Here is a 19,754-nt window from a genome sequence, read left to right on the forward strand (position 1 = left end):
CTATGCCTCGCCATCTTATTGAAAACGCCGATACTATCCTATGTATGAACGACGCTAAGTCTGAATTCAAGAATGGTTATCTCGTATTGGCCAATGGCATCATTGAACAAGTAGGCAGCGGCAGTGTTCCCCCGCAATTAAAAGCAAGCTGCGACACAGTGACAAATGCAGCAGGTTGTGTGGTAACTCCGGGGTTAATTAATACCCACCACCATTTATATCAAAGTATTACTCGAGGTGTTGCAGGGGGCCAAGATGCGCTTTTATTTGGATGGCTAAAAACCCTGTATCCCATTTGGGGCCATTTACGCTCTGATGATGTCTATAACGCTGCCCGCTTAGGGTTGGCTGAACTTGCGCTAACGGGTTGCACTCTAACCTCGGATCACCATTATTTGTACCCCAATGACGTCACGCTTGATGACACCATACATGCGGCGCATTCTGTGGGAACGCGACTAACCGCAACCCGAGGGAGCATGAGTATAGGTGAAAGCAATGGTGGATTACCTCCAGATAGCCTTGTAGAAAATGAAGACGCCATTTTACAAGACAGTATTCGTTTAATAGACCAATACCACCAAGCCGAAGCTGGTGCCATGATACAAATAGCCTTGGCACCCTGTTCGCCATTTTCTGTCAGTACTGACTTAATGAAAAGCGCCGCGATTCTAGCTCGAGAAAAAGGGGTTCGTTTACATACTCACTTGGCTGAAAATGTTGAAGATGTCCGTTATTCTCTAGAAAAATTTGGTTGTCGTCCTGGCCAGTATGCTGCGGATTTAGGTTGGGTAGGCCCAGATGTCTGGCATGCTCACTGCGTGCAACTCGATCCTCAAGAAATAGCATTGTTTGCTGAAACCCACACGGGCGTGGCTCATTGTCCCTGCTCTAACTGTCGACTAGGCTCAGGTGTCGCGCCAATTATTCATATGAAAGCACAAGGTGTTCCCGTAGGCATTGGTGTAGATGGCTCTGCGTCCAATGATATTGCCCATATGTTAAACGAAGCCCGCCAATGTATGCTGCTTCAGCGCGTCCAATACGGCGCAAATGCGATTACAGCTAGAGAAGTACTTGAACTTGCCACTCGTGGTGGCGCCAAAGTCTTAGGCCGAAATGATGTGGGGCAATTATCCATAGGATACCGAGCCGACGTTGCAATTTGGGATATGAACAACCTGCACAGTGCTGGAAGCTGGGATCCAGTTACCGCGTTAATATTCAGTGGCCCACAAACAGTACGAGACTTATTTGTAGAAGGGAAATGCATTATAAAAGAATGTGAGTTCACTCATTTAGACAAAAACGAAGTCATTACAAAAGCGCAAGAAAGCACGTCGTACTTAATGAGTAAGGCATAACCGCCCCGTTTCACCTTCTGGTTAAAACGGGACGTAATTTAGATCTAGGGTATTACAAACTAGAAATGGTGTCTCTTTGCGCATTTAACGTGCGTAATTGAGATTGAAAATCGTCACACTTAGCCCGTTCTTTTTCAATAACCGCTTCAGGTGCATTGCTCACAAACTTCTCGTTTGCTAATTTACCTTCAACACGCTGAATATCTTTTTGCAATTTATCCAAGGCTTTGTCGATTCGAGCGAGCTCTGCATCTTTATCGATTAAACCCGCCATAGGAATCAATATTTCCATCTCACCTACAATTGCCGAAGCACTTGCTGGAATATCATCGCCGTCCACTACATGAGTGATAGACGCTAACTTTCCAAGACGAGTTAAAAACACATCCATTTTCGCAGCTCGTTCACTGTCTTTTGCCGTGGCATTTTTAAACAGCACATCAAGAGGCTTATTCGGTGAAATATCCATTTCCCCACGAATGTTTCTTACCCCAACAATGCACTTTTTCAGCCATGCAATATCATCTAAAATATCATCGCGAATGAGCTCAGGCTTTTCTGCAACGAATGATTGCGACATGACACTTGATTCTTCAGTAACCTCAACACCACACAATGGCGCAAGCTGTTGCCAAATAGTGTCTGTAATGTAAGGCATAAATGGGTGTAACAAGCGCATCACTTGTTCAAGTACATTAACTAACGTATGACGTGTACCACGCTTTTCAGCTTCACTGGCGTCATCGTTATTCAATACGGGTTTGGTTAATTCTAAATACCAATCGCAGAACTGATTCCAAGTGAATTCGTACATAAGCTGGGCAGCAATATCAAAGCGATAATCGGCCAAAGCCGTCTCTACTTCTGCACGGGTTTTTTGTAGCATAGCTAAAATCCACTCGTCAGCTACCGACAACACTTTTTCTTCACCGTTAACCCCAACATCTTCGCCTTCAGTATTCATTAATACAAAGCGCGATGCGTTCCAAATCTTATTACAGAAGTTGCGGTAACCCTCGACTCGGCCCATATCAAAATTAATATCTCGACTGGTCGAGGCCATCGCCGCAAAGGTAAAGCGCAGAGCATCAGTGCCATAAGCATTAATGCCTTCAGGGAACTGCTTGCGAGTGCTTTTACCCACTTTTTCAGCCATTTTTGGCTGCATCATGCCCGATGTACGCTTTTCTACTAACGCATCAGCACTAATACCGTCAATTAAGTCAATGGGATCAAGTACATTGCCTTTAGACTTTGACATTTTATCGCCGTTTTCATCTCGAATAAGGCCTGTGATATAGATGTCTTTAAAAGGAATTTTACCTGTAAATTTCTTGGTCATCATTATCATTCTGGCAACCCAGAAGAAAATAATATCAAAGCCTGTTACCAATACCGAAGACGGTAAAAAGGTTTCTAATTCAGGGGTTTCTTTCGGCCAGCCCATAGTGGCAAATGGCCAAAGCGCCGACGAAAACCAAGTATCAAGTACATCGTTATCTTGTGATAGCTTAACCGAGTCGTCTAAATTGTGCTTTTTACGCACATCAGCTTCGGTCGCAGCAACATACACTTTACCCTCTTCGTCGTACCATGCTGGAATTCGGTGTCCCCACCACAGTTGACGAGAAATACACCAGTCTTGAATGTTGTGCATCCACTGGTAATAGGTTTTGTTCCAGTTTTCTGGCACAAAACGTATTTCACCTGACTCAACAGCTTCAATAGCAGGCTTCGCCAAAGACTCTACCGCAACGTACCACTGGTCCGTTAAATAGGGCTCAATAACTGAACCTGTGCGATCACCACGGGGTACTTTAAGTTTGTGATCTTCTATTTTTTCCAGTAAACCTTGCTCATCCAAATCTTTTACGATTTGTTTTCTGGCATCGAACCTGTCTAACCCTTGGTACGCTTCTGGAGCGTCTGCATTAATTTTCGCATCATCGGTTAGTACGTTGATGACGTCTAGGTTGTGACGTTTGCCCATTTCATAATCGTTGAAATCATGAGCGGGGGTGATTTTTACGCAACCTGTACCAAATTCTAAATCAACATAGTCGTCGGCAATAATAGGGATAAGACGTCCTGTTATTGGCAACTTAATGTGTTTACCCACAAGGTGTTTATACCTTTCATCATCAGGATGCACAGCAACCGCTGTATCACCTAACATGGTTTCAGGACGAGTTGTTGCAACGACAAGGTGACCAGAATCGTCGGCAATGGGATAGCGCATATGCCATAAGAAACCGGCTTCTTCTTCGTTGATAACTTCTAAATCGGAAACCGCGGTATGTAGAACAGGGTCCCAATTTACCAAGCGCTTTCCACGGTAAATCAAACCTTCTTCATGTAATTTTACAAATACTTCGGTTACCGCTTCTGACAAATTATCGTCCATGGTAAACACTTCACGAGACCAATCAGCAGAGGCGCCCATGCGACGCATTTGATTGGTTATCGTACCGCCGCTTTCTTCTTTCCATTCCCAGATTTTCTTTACAAAATCTTCTCGACCTAAATCGTGACGGGTTTTGCCTTGTGCGTTCAACTGGCGCTCTACCACCATTTGAGTTGCAATACCTGCGTGGTCAGTTCCCACTTGCCACAAGGTGTTATCGCCTTTCATTCTGCGATAACGAACCAGAGCGTCCATAATGGTATGCTGAAAAGCATGACCCATATGCAAGCTTCCCGTTACGTTAGGAGGTGGAAGTAAAATACAATAAGGACTGCCTTCACCACTGGGTGCAAACAGGCCTTGGTCTTCCCATCTTTGGTAACATGAAGATTCAATACTCTGGGGATCGAAGGTTTTTTCCATTAGTTCTCTCAAGAATCAGCTTGGGTAAAGCGCATAGTGCACCCTGCCCTTTGGTAATATTTGTATCTTTCCCTTGCCAACGCTTTTTCAGCGTCAGCGGCAGGAACGAAATCGATGATGTGTTGAAACCCATTTGGGTTTGAAATAGTTGCATTACTCAGCACAATAACAGTGCCATTAGGGCGAAGCTGTTCCGGCTGCCAGCACACTTGTACTGGAGTGCCGCCCTTAGGGCCTTCGCCTACCAAGTTATGTGGAATAAACCTATCTGTAGGCAATTGCCACAATAGCTCATCAATGGCTTCAGCCTGTTCTTTATCAGCGCACCATACATTGACACGCTGTTTTTTTGAATAGGCTTCACAGGCCAACGAGCAAGACAGCGAATGCCCTACGTCGTCAGCGTCAGTTAATGAATAAAAAGAAACGTGGGTCAAAAGTTAACCTATTAATCTTCGTGAGCAAGCCCTGAGCGATTTAGCAAAAATTGTGTCAGCATAGGCACAGGACGGCCAGTAGCGCCTTTCTTGGCGCCGCTATTCCAAGCTGTTCCAGCGATGTCTAAATGCGCCCAGTTATACTTTTTAGTGAATCTAGCTAAGAAACAGCCAGCAGTAATTGTACCTGCGGCACGTCCGCCAACATTAGCTATATCAGCAAATGGGCTTTCGATAAGCTCTTGATACTCATCCCACAAAGGTAAACGCCAAGCGCGATCAGAGCTTTGCTCAGAGGCATTCAACAACTCGTGTGCCAGTGGATTGTGCTGGCTCATCAAACCTGTAGCAAAGCTACCTAAAGCGACAATACAAGCGCCGGTTAATGTGGCAATATCAATAACCGTCTCAGGTTGATAACGCTCTACATAAGTCAATGCGTCACATAATACTAAGCGACCTTCCGCATCCGTGTTTAACACTTCAACAGTTTGACCAGACATAGTGGTAAGTACATCACCGGGACGATATGCGTTCCCATCAGGCATGTTTTCACAGCCTGCTAACACGCCTACAACGTTCAACGGTAAATCTAATGCAGCAATGGTATGCATTAAGCCAAGTACGGTAGCGGCTCCGCCCATGTCGTACTTCATTTCGTCCATGCCTGCGCCTGGTTTAATTGAAATACCACCTGAGTCGAAGGTTAAACCTTTACCGACGAAAACAATAGGCGCTGCGTCTTTTTCACCACCATTATAATGAATAAGGCTCATCATAGATTCATTTTCAGAACCACGACCAACCGTTAAGTAGGAATTCATACCCAACTCTGCCATTTTTGCTTCATCGACAACATCGGTGGTTATTTTTTCATATTGCTCACCCAGCTGCTGAGCTTGTTCCCATAAATAAAGTGGGTTACAAATATTTGGCGGCATATTGGCAACATCGCGAGTTACTTTTGCACCTTTAGCAATTGCAATAGCATGCTCTATAGCTTTTTCACCTTCTTGCAACTCTCGACGAGTAGAAACATTAAATACCATTTTACGCAATGGACGGCGAGGCTCGTCTTTTTTCGTTTTCAATTGCAAAAAGGTGTACAGCGAATCTTGCGCTGCTTCTACTGCTTGACGAACTTTCCAATACGTATCTCTGCCTTTAACATGTAATTCAGTTAAAAAGCATACCGCTTCCATAGAGCCTGTTTCGTTCAGCGTTTTGATAGTTTTAGCAATGATTTGCTTGTATTGGCGCTCATCTAGTTCACGCTCTTTTCCACAACCAACCAGTAATACACGTTCGCTAGGCACATTGGGTACTTGATGTAAAAGCAACATTTGGCCTGCTTTGCCTTCTAGATCACCGCGACGCAGCAAATTACTGATATAGCCGTCACTCAGTTCATCTAACTGTTCTGCAACGGCAGAAAGACGTCTTGGTTCAAATACACCTGCAACAATACACGCGCTGCGCTGTTTTTCTGGACTTCCACTTTTTACAAAAAATTCCACTGGATTTTACCTTGTGTTCTGACGCTAACTGACTAATCTTTGGCTTAAGCGTTTTTATTATTTTATTATATCGACGCAATAGTTGATAATACGCATTGTTCGCCAAAAAGCTTCAAATCATGTAGTTTACTCAACAATAGCGAGTTTTTCATTATTAATGCCTATTTTCCTACACAAATAACATGCTAATTGCACGATATCTAATTAAAGAAACAGTAAAGTCACAAGTTGCCGTGTTTTTCATACTCATGGCGATATTTATAACCTTGCGCTTCGTACGTGTTTTAGGCGACGCATCTGATGGCGACATTCCCGCGGGACTAGTGCTAGGTTTTTTAACACTTTACACCCCAATACTCGCCAGTTTGGTTCTGCCGATTAGCGCCTATTTAGGGGTTATGCTTGCTCACGGAAGGCTTTACGTAGACAGTGAGATGACCGTATTTCGGGCGTGTGGTGTTAGTGAATGGTACGTTGCTAGGGTTATGCTGAGCTTAAGTGTGGTGGTGATGGCCGTCACCGCGACAATAACACTATATTTTGCGCCCCTCGCCGCAGAAAGTGAGTACTCACTAAAAGAAAAGGCTTCGTCTGAAGCAGGTTTGACTGCGTTAATCCCTGGAAGATTTCAACAAACAGGAAACCAGCAAGCGGTCATATTTGCCCATGATATCGATGCAAAAAACGAAATATTGCAACGGGTATTTCTATCGCAAAAACAAACCGATGATCAAGAAGTAAGAGTTGTCTATGCAAAGAGTGGAGAAGTCCAGTTAGATAATGATGGAACTCGACACTTAATTTTAAGAGATGGCATTCAATATGAAGGAAACCAAGGGCAAGCAGACTACCGCGTTCTAACCTTCGATGAATATAAAATACAAATTAGTGAAGAAGCAGAGAAAACAAAACGAAAAAAAGCCACTGCACTGTCGACTCTTGCGTTACTAGAAGAGCGCAACCAAGAAAACTTTGCCGAGTTACAATGGCGACTTGCTATTCCACTATCGATTCCCTTGCTGATGCTGATTGCTGTTCCACTGGCCGCGGTAAATCCTAGAAACGGTCGATTCGGTAAAATGGTTCCTGCTATTATGCTGTATTTAGGCTACTTTTTGTTGCTACTAGCTAGCCGAAGAGCATTAGAAGATGGAAAAATTCCCAATGAACTAGCACTTTGGTGGGTACATTTTATTCTATTCATTATTGCTCTTGCTTTTCTAGTTAGAGACAGAAAAATAGGCTCGAAACTACGGGCATTGATAACGAGACGTGAATCATGATCACAATTCTAGATCGCTATATTGCAAGGACGTTATTATCCACGGTCACTCTCACTTTATCGATATTAGTAGGTCTAAGCGCACTGATTAAATTTGTAGAGCAACTTAGAAAACTAGGCGAAGGCGACTATAACATGACGGTTGCAGCCCTATATGTTCTACTGAGTTTACCTAGAGAAATTGAACAGTTTTTCCCAATGGCTACACTTCTCGGCGCATTAGTCGGCATGGGCGTATTAGCCAGCAGTAGCGAATTGGTTGTTATGCAAGCATCGGGAATGAGCCGCTGGAATATCATTAATTCAGCTATGCGCGCCAGTGCAATCATGATCATAGTAATCATGGCTGTGGGTGAATTTATCACTCCAATTAGCGAAGCCAAAGCCAAGCAAATCCGCACTGAAGCCTTATCCGGCGGTAGCCTTTTTGCCTCTGACGAATTGACGTGGGCAAAAGACGGATCTGATTTTGTCAGTATCGGCCAGGTAATCACTCAAAACTTATCTGCTGACGTTACAGTGTATCGCTTCGCCGACAACCTGCTACTAGAGCAAATGATATACGCCAAACAAGCAAAATATAACCAAGACGATGGGTGGCAATTACAAGATGTCACTGTGACCAGTTATCGTCCAGAGCACATTGATGTGGTATCCCTAGATAATGCAGAGTGGCGTTCTAGTCTTACGCCAGACAAATTAGGTATTGTGGCGGTAAAACCAGAAGCTCTTTCTATACGAGGGTTAAATGAATACATCAGTTATCTCGATAACAACCGACAAGACTCTTCTCGTTACGAACTGGCTTTTTGGCGCAAACTATTTCAGCCCCTTTCTGTGGCGGTTATGGTACTGATGGCGTTGTCTTTTATTTTCGGTCCTTTGCGTAGTGTTTCAATGGGGGCTAGAGTAATAATGGGTGTATTAGTTGGTTTCAGCTTTTTCATTTCCAATGAAGTATTCGGCCCACTAAGCTTGGTATATCAGTTACCGCCCTTGTTAGGTGCTGTTTTACCAAGTGTATTATTTGCTGGTGTTGCGGCATTTTTACTTAGGCGTTAGCACGTTTACACAACCACTAGGTTACGTCCATTTCGCTTAGCCATATACAATTTTTCATCAGATGCCTTCATCCATTCTTTCCAACCGAGAACAGAGGCTACTTCGGTTACACCTATGCTAACGGTTACGGAATGATTTGGTATTAATGACAATTGTTCAACTCCAGCACGGATATCTTCTGCAGCTCTATGTCCGTTTTCCAATTCGATCCCTGGCATCAATATTAAGAACTCTTCCCCGCCCACTCTAAATAGCTTATTTTGATCACCTATCACTGACATTAAAAATTGTGATAATTTAATTAAAACCTCATCACCAATATCATGACCGTAGCTATCATTTATGCTTTTAAAATGGTCTACATCCAATAAGCACAGTGCTGCATCTGTTCTTGCGCTGCCATACTCTTCGATAGCCATATCTAAACGCTCAGCTAAAGTAACTCGGTTAAATGTTCCGGTAAGAGGATCAGTAACAAGTTGTTTTCGCAGCCTATTTTGATAACCCGCAATTTCCCTTGTTGAAATGTAAATAAAGAAACTGACGCCTAATAACACCGCGGTAAAACGAGTATAAACGTCGAAATCTAATGAAAACCAAGCTGCAAACGCTAAGCTTAAAAAAACGGCAACACTTGCATATTTAGCCTTATCTAATGGCAAAGTGAAATAAACCGCAAAAATAGCTAAATATGACCAAAACGAGCCAACCACCCCTAACGTTAGTACTGCATTTGCACACCCCAGAGTAATTGCTGGCGCAATAACAAAGAAATTCAACGGAAAAGAATACTTTCCGCGCCACCCTAACCACGCATTATATAAACATAGCAAGGCAATACTCACCACTAACACACCACTAATAAGACGGCTTTGGATAAAATTATTAATACCAAATGGTAAGAGAATAACAAAGGCAACAATAGAAACGCCAAAGGCTGATTTTATGAGAAAATCCGCTCCATCTAACCATTTATTGGTCTTGCGAAAAAAATTTAAAATACTCAATTTAACAGCTCAATCCCTAATGCATTTTGAATATCCTAGCTCGCTCGGATATTAATTTGTTTTGTTTGTCGTATAAATTAATATATACGTTATCACTGCGTTTTATATCGGCCGTGATTACAGGTTTCACCCAAACATTTCCCAACAAGATTAAAGTCAAGATATAAACCTATTGCTGAAAGTAGCGTAAAAGAATTCATTACTCTATTTTTTTGAAAATTTCATAAACATTCAATTTAGAAGACAGGATTACAACCTGGTCATATTTTATTCAAAAGTAGGCTTATTTCCAATCAATATCTGATAAAAAAGTAACACTAAATTACGTACTGCTTTGCCCACGCTATAGACTTCACATAAAACGCAATGAAAGCCTAGTCCAAAGTTTATTTACTTAAGCCGCTATTCTCGTGCTCTAGCGATTTAAATAGCTTCATTTTATTAGTTATGATTGCTGCCATTCAAGCTATGTTATAACATAACTAAATTGTATTTGGCTTCACTAACTAGTTTGTCAGCCTGTCGCCGTTCACCTAAGTAGATATATGCCAAAATTGATCATAAAAAACGCAACAATCGTGAATGAAAATCAAACTTTCGAATCTGATTTAGCAATTGAGAACCAACGTATAATACAAATAGAAAATCATATTTCGGTAAATCAGAATGATCGTGTGTATGACACCCAAGGATTGTTGCTATTGCCAGGCATGATTGATGACCAAGTGCATTTTCGCGAACCTGGTTTAACTCATAAGGGCACCATAGCTAGCGAATCTCGCGCAGCAGTAGCTGGCGGTATCACCAGCTATATGGAAATGCCCAATGTGAACCCATCAACTACTACCATTGCCGCATTAAAAGAAAAACACACCATTGCGAAGCAAACGTCTTTAGCAAACTATTCATTTTATTTAGGGGCCACGCCCAACAATATTGAACAAATCAAACAAGTTGATTCAAGCTGGGTGTGTGGCGTGAAGGTATTTATGGGGGCCTCTACGGGCGATCTTTTAGTAGAGCATCCAACCGCTTTAGAAGCAATTTTTAAAGAATGTCCAACCCTCATTGTGACCCATTGTGAAAACGGAGAGGTCATTCGTAACAATTTAGCGGCTTTATCAACACGTCCATTAGTTCCCGCTGTTCATCCTGTAATACGAGATGCCGAAGCCTGTTTTCAATCTTCATCTTATGCCGTGGATTTGGCAAAAAAATTCAATAGCGACCTACATGTACTTCACCTTACAACAGCAAAAGAAATGGCATTATTTGAAGCAGGTCCTATTGAACATAAAAAAATAACAGCGGAAGCCTGTGTTCATCATTTATGGTTTAATCAAACACATTATTCAGCATTAGGAAATCTAATAAAGTGCAACCCTGCCATTAAAGCTGAAAGTGACCGACTAGCCCTGATACAAGCTATAAACGACAACCGTATTGATATAATTGCCACCGACCATGCGCCCCACACATTTGCAGAAAAAGCCGTCCCTTACTCAGAGGCCCCAGCAGGGTTGCCGCTAGTACAACACGCATTATTGAGTTTGCTCGACCACACTCAATCCGGCGCATTAAGCCTGACTAAAATTGTTGAAAAAATCGCACATAACCCAGCAAAACGCTATCACATAGAGCAGCGAGGCTTTATTCGCGAAGGCTATTTTGCTGATTTAGTATTAATCGACCCTAACCAAACCACTTCCGTTCATCACGATAATTGCCATTATTTGTGTAAATGGACACCATTTCATGGTCATACTTTTAGCCACAAAATTGCTGCGACCTTCGTCAACGGGCAAAAAGTGTTTGATGGTAGTTCGTTTAGTCGGACGTCTGTCGCGCTTCCTCTTGCATTTAACCGTCAGTAGTCAAACTTATGAAAATAGAAACTCAACTTCCCGATATTACTCGTCACTCCTCTGATCATCTAAATTCTCCCCTACAGTGGGTTGGCATGGAAAAAATCGGCTTGCCAGTTACACTCAAGCTTTCTGATGGAAGCCTAGTCGCCACCAGCGCCATGGTGGATATATTCGTTAATTTGGCTGCCGATGTTAAAGGCATTCATATGTCTCGGTTATATCTACAACTGAATGAGCAATTTGCACATAAAGTTCTAACCCATGAACGACTTGAGCATTTAATGGGCACACTTTTAGACTCTCATAAAGACATTAGCGACTCTGCTAAAGTGGTATTTTCTTTCGACTTACCAATAAACAAAAAAGCACTTAAAAGCGGCTTGTCTGGTTACCAATCTTATTCTTTTGTCATTACCCACCAGCGTTGCCGAGAAAAAACAACGTCTTGGGTAGAATATACGATTCCTTATTCAAGTACATGCCCATGCTCTAGCGCCCTTGCTAATCAGCTTATCGGTGAATCTATTGCTCAGGAGTTTCCAGATGAAAAGGTTAAAAAGTCAGAGTTATTAAGCTGGATCACTTCGAAATCTAATGCATTGGCAACGCCACATAACCAACGTTCCTATGCGTATATAAAAATGCAGGTGTCTCAGTGCCAATTAGGTACTCTTGACCAGTTAATTTGGCAGTTTGAACATGTCATAGGTACTCCAGTTCAAACCGCAGTAAAGCGCGAAGACGAACAAGAATTTGCAAAACGCAATGGCGCTAATTTATTGTTTTGCGAAGACGCAGCAAAGCGCATTAAAAGTTTTATGGAATCAGCAACCTTTATTATTGATTACTGGTTCAAAATAGAGCACCAAGAAAGCTTACATGCGCATAATGCAGTCGTTATTGATCAAAAAATAAAATAGTATGTAGTAAAACACGACAGGAAAAATAAAAAATGAAAATAATAAATACGCAATTTAAGACGTCATTGTTGGCGCTTTCGGTTGTTGCTGGGTTAGGGGCTTGTTCTAAACAGGCGGATACAGAACAAAATCAATCTAGCACGCCCAGTAGCGTTCAGAGCGAACAAAGTTCAGCTGCTACCGAAGTTAGTAATCCATTTTTTACCCCTTATAAAACTGATTTTGAAATACCGCCGTTTAGCCGGATAAAAGACGAACATTACATGCCAGCCTTTGTTAAGGGCATGGATGAACATCTTGCTGAAATCGATGCAATTGTAAAAAATCCGGAACCTGCCACTTTTGCAAATACCGTTGAAGAATTAGAACGGACAGGAAAATTATTAGTTAAAGTACAGCGCGTATTTTTTAACCTTGCAGGCTCAAACACAAACCCTCAGCTGCAAGAGTTACAGCGAGAGCTAAGCCCGTTATTGTCAGCACATTACGACAAAGTAAGCTTAAACGAAGATTTATTTAAGCGTATTGAAACCGTATATCAAGTTCGCGATACCCTTAGCCTAACGGCTGAACAAACAAAATTTTTAGAAGATACCCGTAAAGGATTTGTAAGAAGTGGTGCACTACTCACCGAAGAACAAAAAGCAGAGATCACTAAGGTCAATTCTCAGTTATCAGAACTCACCACAGAATATGGCCAAAACCTATTAGCAGAAACCAATGGCTTTGAGCTAATCCTAGACAAAGCCGATTTAGCAGGGTTATCTGATGGCATCATTCAAGCTGCGGCAAATTCAGCCAAGCAAAAAATGGATGGAGCCGAGAGCGAGGAAGACAAGGCTAAGTACAAAGACAAATATGTATTTACTCCTCACCGCTCAAGTATGTACCCATTTCTTACTGAATCTTCTCGTCGAGATTTAAGAGAAAAGCTCTACAACGCCTATATTTACCGCGGCGATAACAACAACGAAAACGACAACAAAATTGTCGCCGCCAAGATAGCTCAGCTCAGAGCGCAGCGCGCTAAAATTATGGGATATGAAACCCATGCCCATTTTGTGCTTGAAGAGCGCATGGTGAAAACTCCAGAAGGTGTATACGATTTACTTATGCAGTTGTGGAACCCAGCTCTGAACCGAGCAAAACAAGAAGTTGCCGACATGCAAGCAGTAGTAGATGCTGAAGGTCACGACTTTACTATTGCTGCGTGGGATTGGTGGCAGTACGCAGAAAAAGTACGCAAAGCCAAATACGACTTAGATGAAGCCAGCTTAAAACCTTACTTGTCACTAGATAACGTATTAAAAGGCGTATTCGACACTTCGAATAAATTATGGGGGCTAACCTTTACTGAACTTCACGATATCGACGTTTATCACCCAGACGCACGAGTATGGGAAGTTAAAGACAAAGACGGCAGCCATTTAGGTGTCTTTATTGGCGATTACTTTACCCGTTCGAATAAACGTGGCGGCGCTTGGATGAGCAGCTTCAAAGGGCAATCAAACTTAGATAAAGTTGAACGACCTGTTGTGGTCAACGTCTGTAATTTCCCTGGCCCTGTAGGCGATGCTCCTGCGCTACTTAGCTTTGAGAACGTCACTACCTTGTTCCATGAATTTGGTCACGCATTACATGGCTTGCTTACCAATACAACCTATCAAAGTATGTCTGGTACATCGGGCCCTCGTGATTTCACCGAATTCCCAGCGCAAATTATGGAACACTGGGCATCAGAGCCTGAAATTCTTAAAACTTTTGCGACCCATTATGAAACCGGTGAAGCCATTCCTGATGCGCTAATTGCTAAACTTTTGAAAGCGTCTAAATTCAATCAAGGATTTTCAAATACGGAATACCTAGCGGCATCCTTACTTGATATGGACTGGCACACACTCACTGCCGATGATGAATTGCAAGACACTGCCAAATTCGAAAAAGCGTCTATGGAAAAAATTGGTCTGATTGGTGAAATTAGTCCTCGCTATCGCTCAACCTATTTCTCTCACATCTTTGCTGGCGGATATGCGTCGGGTTATTACAGTTATGTGCATTCAGCTGTGTTAGATTCTGATGGGTTTGCTGCGTTTAAGGAAACGGGCAATGTGTTCGATCCTGAATTAGCACAAAAGCTGCGTACTCATATTTATGAAAAAGGCTCTACCGAAGAAGCCATGACCTTGTATAAGAAGTTCAGAGGACGTGAGCCACAAATTGAGGCCTTACTGAAAGTGCGCGGATTAGACGGAAGCACTGACTAGCCCATGCATTTATCAAGCTTTAGGCCCGTTTTCGGGCCTTTTATTTCATTTAGCCCAATTAAATCTTGTATTCAAATGTGCGTTCTCATAATGCTTTTGTTTACGGCAAATGTGCACGCCCACCCTCAAGATGAAGACATCATTTTAGATATCGAAGAGGGCCAGCTAAAACTTCAATCATCTGTCATCGACTCAGAATATCAAGCTGCGCTAAAACGTAAACGACAACGAAAGTTAGCGTCTATGTCATGGCAGCAAAAGTTTTCTTTATATGTGAAAGCAGGCTTCGAACACATTATTCCTAAAGGCTTAGATCATATTCTATTTATTTTAGGTTTGTTCTTTTCCAGCTTAGTATTGGCGTCTTTGTTGTGGCAAGTGACAGCGTTTACCCTAGCTCACTCCATCACATTGGGCGTAGCGTCCTTGGGCATAGTCGCAGTACCCGCTCATATAGTAGAACCATTAATCGCACTCTCCATTGTCTGGATTGCAGTTGAAAACTGTATTTTCAAACAAGCATCTAAATGGCGCTCGCTAGTGGTATTTGGTTTTGGATTACTCCACGGTTTAGGTTTTGCCGCGGTATTAAGTGAATACGGCTTACCCAAAAACGATCTAATTCCCTCTTTACTCGCGTTTAATATTGGCGTTGAACTCGGCCAAATCAGTATTATTTTAGCCGCATTCGTATTGACCTACTTTATTCAAAAGAAGGTTTGGTATAGACGCTGGGTACAAATTCCAGTTTCCATTTTTATTGCCGCTGTCGGGGTATTTTGGTTTATTGAAAGAACGGTTTTATAACCGTTCTTTTTATTCGCTAATCAAAACGTCTCTTTTAATAAATTGAGCATATCGTCTACTGACAGCTTGGTTGCCGTTTCATTGTCTGATAACAATTTATCAGCCAAATCCCGTTTATGTTGATGTAAGGCCACAATTTTTTCTTCAATTGTACCTTGGGTGATTAAACGGTATATGGTTACAGGTCGTTTTTGCCCCATGCGGTGGGCTCTATCAGATGCTTGCTCTTCTACCGCAGGATTCCACCAGGGGTCCATATGAATAACATAGTCTGCTGCAGTTAGATTTAAACCGAAACCTCCGGCTTTTAAGCTAATTAAAAACAGTTCGCCTTTTCCTGCTTGAAAGGCGTTTACTCGTTTTTGGCGATCTTTTTGTGGCGTCGCGCCATCTAGGTATTGATAGCTGAATCCCTTAGCTTCAATGTGCTGTTTAATTAATTGCAGGTGCCCTACAAATTGACTAAAAATCAGTGCTTTGTGATTGTTCAGCCTAAGCTCATCGAGCAATTCATCTAGCGCAGCCAGTTTAGCACTGGGTAATGTTGTTTCTGCCATAACCAGTTTTGGATTACAGCATGCCTGCCTTAGCTTCATTAGCTCGGCCAGCATTTTAATGCGCTGTGTTCCCCCATGAGATTGTCCACCACTTTGGCTAATGTTGTCGATTGCATTTAACCTAAGTGCTTCATAGAAGTCTTTTTCTTTTTGGCTCATCTCTACGTGAATATTAATTTCTGTACGCGAGGGTAATTCAGTTAATACTTGGTTTTTCATACGCCGCAAGATAAACGGCTGAATAAGCGCTTTTAACCCTTGGCTAGCCTTTCGAGCCGCAAGTTTGTCTTCTTTTGCGTTTTCAATCGGGAATGAATAACGCTGACCAAAACGTTTTACATTGCCCAGTAATCCGGGGTTGATAAATCGAAATAAACTCCACAGTTCAGTTAAATCGTTTTCGATAGGCGTACCTGTGGTGATCATTTTAAAATCACCTTTTAGGGCATAAGCTGCTTTAGTGCGTTTAGCTAATGGATTTTTAAGGGCTTGTGCTTCGTCGGCGACTATGCTGTGCCAGTGTACTTGTTTTAACAAATCGCTCTCTCGCTGCAATAAACCGTAACTCAAAATTACGCAATCGAAGGGTTGTAACCCGCTTAGCAGTGCTTCGCGTTGTGACGTATTGGTTGCATCAGCAAACAGCTTTATATTTAACGTTGGGGTAAATTTTAGCGCTTCTTGTTGCCAGTTAAAGCACACTGATGTGGGGGCAATAACTAAACTTGGTCCTTGGCTCGCTCTAGACAACAGCACTGCCAACGCTTGCAAGGTTTTACCTAACCCCATGTCATCGGCCAAACAGGCTCCCGCTCCCCAGTGAGCCAAACGAGATGCCCAATCAAACCCTTCCAGTTGATAGTCTCGTAGCTGTGCTTTAAAGGTAGACGGAACAACAGGCTGTATCTGGTTAGCCTGATGCATTTTTTGAGTTTGTTGATCCCATGCATGCAGGGTTTTCATGCGCATACCCGTAGTGGCATCTTCTATATGTAAACTGGCTAACGGGTGAAACGTCCCCTCATCGGTCACTTGGTTAATCTGATCTAGTTTTTGTCGCAGTTCCGCAGATAAGGCAATAATTTGATCGTTACCCAACTCAATAAAACGTCCACTGTTTGAACTCACTAGTTCAAGTAATTTGCGTAACTCGATAACCTGTTCGTTATCGACTTGCAGGTTACCCGTAATGTCAAACCACTCACTTTTTTTACCGAGTGAAAGGGTTAGCTGTTCACTATCAAACGTGCTCGTTAGATTGAGTTTTTTACCTTTAGGCCAGCGTAGCGTTAATTCAAAACTATTGTGTTTAATACAGGTTTCTAGTTGTTCTAATACTTCTAATGCTTGCTGAAAATCGTCGACGGCTAATACGTTACCAGACATATTTAAAAAAGCGGGGCAGGCTTTATCCAACTCGTCCAAAAGCACTTCTTCATGTACCAAATCTCGCTGAGTCGCAACCCGCTTTCCGGCAATATCAGTAGTTAGACTAGCGTTGCCAACACCGGGCTTATACGAAGGCCCGTCTTCACCAAAAGGCATAACCACACAGGTAAAACTAAAACCGGTTTGATTCGGTTGAATATTAATAAACAAACTTGGATCACAGGCTTGGTTGTCTAACCCTGTGTCTAATTCCATAATGTCCGATTGAATATTCAAAAAAGGAGCAATGGCCGCAATGCCATCAAGGGCTTTTTGTTTTGCACTCACAGGTATAAGTAAACCGCTTTCACCTATAATTTTTGCGACTTTAAGGTGCTCAGTAGAAAACACGGTAAGCTGATACTGGTATTCTGAAAAAGGCTTTAAACTATAAGCTGGCTGATCATTAAAGTCTTCCTCGTCGTGCTCTTCATCCACTGCCACAGCGGCAGACAAATCTGCAATACTTAAGCAAAGCTCATCCCCTTGCTCTGTTACCAGTAATTCAGGCTCACGCTTAGTTAGTTCAATGGGACGTGTTAAATCGTCTTGGTTGTATAAGTTATCTATACCCACTGCAGCTTCTAAACCATTGACTCCCTGCAGTACATATTCCGTTTTTGGATAATACCCCCAGCTTTGATAAGCTTCGATAGCACGGCACAGCTTTTTGTCGCTATCGGTTAAATACGCAAAGGTGTCGGTTTCTTCTTTCAATCGTTTTAGCGATACAACACGACCTTTGCTCCACCCCGACTTATTCAACTTTTGCTCTCTAGGCGTAATGCGATTATCAAAGCTATTGTCTAGCTCCCAAATTAAGCGAACCGACTTAACAGGCAGGTCTGCTTTATCTGATGTTAAAGCACGGGTATTTGGGTTAAGTGCGATGAGTTTATCTAGGGCTAAATCCCACTGCGCTTTAACCGTAACCTGCGCCGAAATATCCATTAATTCGGAAGTTGGTACCGGAGCATTGTTAAAGCGATTCGCTAATTGTTCGCACAGTTCAGCAAACAAGGTATAACCTAACTGCTCAAAGTGCTTTTTATAGGTTAAAGATGCCTGAGCAAGTTCAGATTCACGGCTTTGGTTACACCAAATGTGAGCCAATAAATAGTTAAAATAGCCCAACTGATGATTGAAAAAATCAATCTCTTCGGACACACAATTATAATCAATATGAACACTGTATTTGCTGCCCGTTGATAGGCAATGTGCGGGTTTAGCAACGCCTAAACTCAGGCTATAAAAGTCACTATCAACCCTTCGGTCAGCTTCTTCGTTGTCAATTTGCTGTAAAACGGCCCCGAAGTAATTAGCTTCGGATTGATTTGCCTGTATCAGTAATGCAAGTTTGTAAAAGTAACCAAGCACTTCATTTAAATACGGCTTTTTGCGTTTTGTAAGTTTATTTTTAGCTAATAACGCTTTTTCAAAATACTCGATAGCACGCTGATTGTCTCCGGTTAAAAAAGCATAGGCGGCCCAAAGCTGTAAACCGTAAGTGCTGGGATCTTGGGTGGATAGCGTGCGTTTGAAATCATCAAAGCGCTTTTGAAAAAGGTATTGTTCCGCTAGTAAATGCTTACACGCATTATCAAAAACACTCTCTCTGCTTGCAGCTAGTGCTCCGCACACTTGCTCTAACAAATGAATGGGGTAATCAAGATTCTGCCCTTCAACCTGAAACAGTCGAATTAAACTCGCAAGAGCATTAAATCGCACAACAGCAGGCAAGGCCATAAAGGAAGAAAAATCAAAGGGTAAAAATAACGCTTCAATTAATATTCTATTATTCCCATGAGACACAATTTGCGGGTTTTTATTGAATGCCAACGCTTTTTCAACCAAAGGCATATTATTGGTGAAATAAAAATCCCGAATAACCCGCTGTTGATCTGCATGTTTATCTTGCCATGTGTTAGTGCGCATTACCGGTACCACTTTTTCTGCAAGACTTATCACATACTCAAATTTGGTCAGTAATGTACTATCAAAATCACAAGGTAGCTGCTCTATTTCTTGTGTTAAGCGATTCGCTAACAAAGGGCTAACAGTCACCCCTTCTTTGCCGCTTATGAGCAGTTTTAAAGTAACAAGGTGCTTTTTACGTTCTGGTGTCAGGCGGTAAGCGGCTCTTTCTTCCAATAAAAAACCATGTCCGCGAAGTGTATCTACAAGTTGTTCAAATTTAGCAACGCCAATGGGTTTATAAATCACAGCTAACACCATTAATAAATGTTGCTCTGATGAAGGCAGACGCGCATAAACTTGGTATAACTCGTCAATTTTCTGGTGAGTATTAGGCTGGATTAAATCCGAAAGGCGCATAGAAATAATAGGTAGGAAGCTGATACTAGAAAACTATCAGAAATGTGTAAGGCAAACAATTCGCCAGACTTGTTTTCTTC

The 19,754-nt window shown here is 42.2% G+C and carries 12 protein-coding genes; 7 read left to right on the plus strand and 5 right to left on the minus strand.

What is annotated here, in order from left to right:
• Positions 1–2: 2 nt before the first annotated feature.
• Positions 3–1,364 (plus strand): 8-oxoguanine deaminase, encoded by a 1,362-nt coding sequence (locus J3L16_RS01485; RefSeq protein WP_207611090.1) that lies wholly within the window; start codon positions 3–5, stop codon positions 1,362–1,364.
• Positions 1,365–1,416: 52 nt separating this feature from the next.
• Here J3L16_RS01485 and J3L16_RS01490 read toward each other — a convergent pair whose 3' ends face one another.
• The 3 genes from J3L16_RS01490 to pepA are packed head-to-tail and all read right to left on the minus strand — an operon-like array spanning position 1,417 to position 6,145.
• Positions 1,417–4,191 carry a valine--tRNA ligase gene (locus tag J3L16_RS01490; protein ID WP_207611091.1) on the minus strand — a complete coding sequence of 925 codons (2,775 nt, stop codon included), beginning with the start codon at positions 4,189–4,191 and terminating at the stop codon, positions 1,417–1,419.
• Between the two features lie 8 nt (positions 4,192–4,199).
• A complete protein-coding gene (locus tag J3L16_RS01495) occupies positions 4,200–4,628 on the minus strand; it encodes a DNA polymerase III subunit chi (RefSeq protein ID WP_207611092.1) in 429 nt (142 codons plus the stop codon).
• 11 nt (positions 4,629–4,639) lie between these two features.
• Positions 4,640–6,145: a leucyl aminopeptidase gene (gene pepA, locus J3L16_RS01500; RefSeq protein WP_207611093.1), complete on the minus strand. Its 1,506-nt coding sequence runs from the start codon at positions 6,143–6,145 to the stop codon at positions 4,640–4,642.
• A gap of 182 nt (positions 6,146–6,327) precedes the next feature.
• Here pepA and lptF point away from each other — a divergent pair, with 182 nt between their 5' ends.
• Both lptF and lptG read left to right on the plus strand, forming a co-directional pair.
• Positions 6,328–7,428, plus strand: coding sequence for an LPS export ABC transporter permease LptF (gene lptF / locus J3L16_RS01505; protein ID WP_207611094.1), 1,101 nt, complete (start codon positions 6,328–6,330; stop codon positions 7,426–7,428).
• Positions 7,425–8,489 carry an LPS export ABC transporter permease LptG gene (gene lptG, locus J3L16_RS01510; protein WP_207611095.1) on the plus strand — a complete coding sequence of 355 codons (1,065 nt, stop codon included), beginning with the start codon at positions 7,425–7,427 and terminating at the stop codon, positions 8,487–8,489. Before lptF ends, lptG begins: the two co-directional genes overlap by 4 nt.
• 5 nt (positions 8,490–8,494) lie before the next feature.
• On the opposite strand, the gene J3L16_RS01515 is transcribed toward lptG, so the two are convergent.
• Positions 8,495–9,496, minus strand: coding sequence for a GGDEF domain-containing protein (locus J3L16_RS01515; RefSeq protein ID WP_207611096.1), 1,002 nt, complete (start codon positions 9,494–9,496; stop codon positions 8,495–8,497).
• A 545-nt stretch (positions 9,497–10,041) separates the two neighbouring features.
• Between J3L16_RS01515 and J3L16_RS01520 the strand changes: the two genes are divergently transcribed.
• From J3L16_RS01520 to J3L16_RS01535, 4 genes are all read left to right on the plus strand, one after another.
• Positions 10,042–11,370, plus strand: a complete 1,329-nt coding sequence (locus J3L16_RS01520) for a dihydroorotase (RefSeq protein ID WP_207611097.1) — start codon at positions 10,042–10,044, stop codon at positions 11,368–11,370.
• Between the two features lie 8 nt (positions 11,371–11,378).
• Positions 11,379–12,284 (plus strand): GTP cyclohydrolase FolE2, encoded by a 906-nt coding sequence (gene folE2, locus J3L16_RS01525; RefSeq protein ID WP_207611098.1) that lies wholly within the window; start codon positions 11,379–11,381, stop codon positions 12,282–12,284.
• A gap of 32 nt (positions 12,285–12,316) precedes the next feature.
• Positions 12,317–14,548: a M3 family metallopeptidase gene (locus J3L16_RS01530; RefSeq protein ID WP_207611099.1), complete on the plus strand. Its 2,232-nt coding sequence runs from the start codon at positions 12,317–12,319 to the stop codon at positions 14,546–14,548.
• Between the two features lie 90 nt (positions 14,549–14,638).
• Complete coding sequence (locus J3L16_RS01535; protein WP_207611100.1) at positions 14,639–15,355, plus strand: HupE/UreJ family protein; 717 nt, start codon at positions 14,639–14,641, stop codon at positions 15,353–15,355.
• A 20-nt stretch (positions 15,356–15,375) separates the two neighbouring features.
• Here J3L16_RS01535 and J3L16_RS01540 read toward each other — a convergent pair whose 3' ends face one another.
• Entirely contained in the window at positions 15,376–19,674 is a 4,299-nt protein-coding gene (locus tag J3L16_RS01540; RefSeq protein WP_207611101.1) for a DEAD/DEAH box helicase, read from the minus strand.
• Between the last annotated feature and the right edge of the window lie 80 nt (positions 19,675–19,754).

The sequence above is a fragment of the Alteromonas sp. 5E99-2 genome (genome assembly GCF_017368475.1).
In the GTDB taxonomy this organism is placed as follows: domain Bacteria; phylum Pseudomonadota; class Gammaproteobacteria; order Enterobacterales; family Alteromonadaceae; genus Alteromonas_F.

Bases quoted from the DNA above. Each gene is read 5' to 3' on its own strand.
- lptF (WP_207611094.1), top strand. From the start codon at position 6,328: ATGCTAATTGCACGATATCTAATTAAAGAAACAGTAAAGTCACAAGTT.
- folE2 (WP_207611098.1), top strand. From the start codon at position 11,379: ATGAAAATAGAAACTCAACTTCCCGATATTACTCGTCACTCCTCTGAT.
- lptG (WP_207611095.1), top strand. From the start codon at position 7,425: ATGATCACAATTCTAGATCGCTATATTGCAAGGACGTTATTATCCACG.
- J3L16_RS01520 (WP_207611097.1), top strand. From the start codon at position 10,042: ATGCCAAAATTGATCATAAAAAACGCAACAATCGTGAATGAAAATCAA.
- J3L16_RS01530 (WP_207611099.1), top strand. From the start codon at position 12,317: ATGAAAATAATAAATACGCAATTTAAGACGTCATTGTTGGCGCTTTCG.
- J3L16_RS01540 (WP_207611101.1), bottom strand. From the start codon at position 19,674: ATGCGCCTTTCGGATTTAATCCAGCCTAATACTCACCAGAAAATTGAC.
- J3L16_RS01490 (WP_207611091.1), bottom strand. From the start codon at position 4,191: ATGGAAAAAACCTTCGATCCCCAGAGTATTGAATCTTCATGTTACCAA.
- J3L16_RS01485 (WP_207611090.1), top strand. From the start codon at position 3: ATGCCTCGCCATCTTATTGAAAACGCCGATACTATCCTATGTATGAAC.
- J3L16_RS01535 (WP_207611100.1), top strand. From the start codon at position 14,639: ATGCTTTTGTTTACGGCAAATGTGCACGCCCACCCTCAAGATGAAGAC.